The sequence below is a fragment of the Weissella sp. DD23 genome (assembly GCF_001579105.1).
Taxonomy (GTDB): Bacteria; Bacillota; Bacilli; order Lactobacillales; family Lactobacillaceae; genus Weissella; species Weissella cibaria.
The window spans coordinates 60,756-62,951 of the sequence record NZ_KQ970395.1 but is presented as its reverse complement, the minus strand read 5'-3'; the positions used below and the strand labels follow the sequence as shown (position 1 = coordinate 62,951).

Genomic DNA, 2,196 nt, shown 5'->3' with positions numbered 1-2,196 from the left:
TTTTAATGCCAATTGTCAATGATTGTCTCGGCGTGTTCTTCTGTATCGTTTGTCCAAGGCGTGTTCTTCATCACCTGCAAGTGTGGTAGCAAGGCGTCTTGGCGAGCGGCATGCTTAATTACCCAAACTAAGAATACAGGTTGATCCAACAACCACAAGACATGGCGCGCCGTGTAGGTGGTTGTTTGGCCAGTAACCGGGTTCGGCTTGACTGGTGCAATTAATTCGGGTGAAACGGCTTGTAAGGCAGCCGCTTCGGTTTCGAACGTCTCTTCGATTTTCTTGCGTAAGTCCTTCTTGAATGCATCGAATTTAACGCGATTCTTTTGCTTGTTTGGATAGTCAACACCCCAGAGTTTGAGTAAGTCCATGATGTCAGTTAGGTTGTAAGTTGCCATTTGCAATCTCGATTCTCTTATTAGTTAGTAGTCTTAGCATAACACACTCAACCACAACACGCGCAGAAATTACGGCTGTGTTATTTGCTGAAAATGCTGGGCGATATTTGATACTTTCTGAAAATAAGCGTAACATAGATAAGTCGTCTTTTTTGGGCGACATTTTTTTGCACGGAAACGGTGCAGTAATTGCAGTTATTTATTGTTGAGAAAGTAGAGGTTACTATGAATTCTGGAAAAGCCAAGATATTTAACCAGTCTTTCCTTGAGATTGCGCTGATTAATTTCCTAGTTTTAATCACGTTCTATAGTTTGATTGTGGCGATTGGGCCATATGCTGTTGATGTGTTGCATTTGTCGACAGCGGTTAGTGGGCTATTAGTTGGGATTGTTGTTATTGGATCACTGGTGATGCGCATGATGTCGGGCGCCATTTTGGCGAAAATTTCGACAAAGACAATGATGTTGATTGGTGCTTTCGTATTGATTCCAACAATGGTTGCCTATCATTTTGCGACATCAATGATTGTGTTGCTATTGATTCGATTTATCCAAGGTATGATGATTGGGTTAATTGGGACGGTGACAAATACAGCAGTCGTCTTTGTTGTCCCGGCAGAACGTCGCAGTGAAGGAATTTCATATTTCTCACTAAGTACGGTTATCGCGACGGCCTTAGGACCTTTCTTGGGGTTGGCGTTGAGTGGTGTGAGTTATAGTTTCTTATTCAATGTTGAAACGGGAATCGCTGGATTGGCATTCCTGGCAACGTTATTTATTCACAAGTCAGCGGTTGACATTAAGGCGCACACAGCGACAAAGACCGCCACATTGGATGCGCCGACCGGGTTGCATCGTTTTATGGAGCCTAAAGCCATTCCGTTGGCTATGGCTTTATTCATTGCAACGTTGACGTATTCGGCGATTCAGAGTTATTTGTCCTTCTTTATGAAGGATCAACATATGAGCCAAGTGACTGAATACTTCTTCTTGATATATGCCGCGGTTATCTTCATTAGTCGGCCATTCACTGGTCGCTTGGCTGATAGTAAAAATGAAAATTTCATTATTTATCCAGCATTGGTGTTGTTAGCAATTGGCTTTATTTTGTTGAGCAATGTTCATAATGTGGTCGTTTTCATTTTGGCGGCAATTTTTATTGGTTTGGGCTTTGGTAATTTCCAATCAGCTGCACAAGCGACGATTTCAAAAATTGTGCCACCTGAGCGTATGTCTTATGCAACTTCAACGTATTTTATTTTCTTTGACTTGGCGTTTGGTGTTGGTCCATATTTGTTGGGGTTAATCGAACCAAGTATTGGATTTGCTGGACTTTACCGGTTGATGATTCTAGTGACCGTGATTGCATTAATTTGGTACTTCTTGGTTCATGGTCGTCGCGTAAAATAATTGGTTGCAGTATTTTCAAGAAAAGTTCGCACAATTCATGAAAATCTGATACATTAGATAGAGATAAGATTCGAGTAGATTGTAAAAAAGCGTCAGAGATAGGTCAGTAATGATCTAACTCTGGCGCTTTTTTGCGATAACACAGTTGGGGGCGGGGACTTTGTTAATATGACTTGAAACAATCCTGAATCAACGCTATAATATATCATTGTTATGGAGACATGGCAGAGTGGTAATGCAGCGGACTCGAAATCCGCCGAGCCGGTGTAGAGCCGGTGCACGGGTTCAAATCCCGTTGTCTCCTTTTTATTTAAATAAGTTAAACAGGCATACAGACAACTGCTGATGCTTGCAGAGCTTCATTTAAAATGGCTAACTGGTCGGAAAG

Annotated in this window: 2 protein-coding genes and 1 tRNA gene; 2 read left to right on the top strand and 1 reads right to left on the bottom strand. The window is 41.9% G+C overall.

The annotated features are described in order from the left end of the window. Positions 1–2: 2 nt before the first annotated feature. Positions 3–398, bottom strand: a complete 396-nt coding sequence (locus tag WEIDD23_RS08960; RefSeq protein ID WP_010373026.1) for a hypothetical protein — start codon at positions 396–398, stop codon at positions 3–5. A gap of 225 nt (positions 399–623) precedes the next feature. Here WEIDD23_RS08960 and WEIDD23_RS08955 point away from each other — a divergent pair, with 225 nt between their 5' ends. Further along, positions 624–1,808, top strand: coding sequence for an MFS transporter (locus WEIDD23_RS08955; protein WP_010373022.1), 1,185 nt, complete (start codon positions 624–626; stop codon positions 1,806–1,808). A gap of 215 nt (positions 1,809–2,023) precedes the next feature. Further along, positions 2,024–2,112, top strand: a tRNA-Ser gene (locus tag WEIDD23_RS08950). Positions 2,113–2,196: the final 84 nt, after the last annotated feature.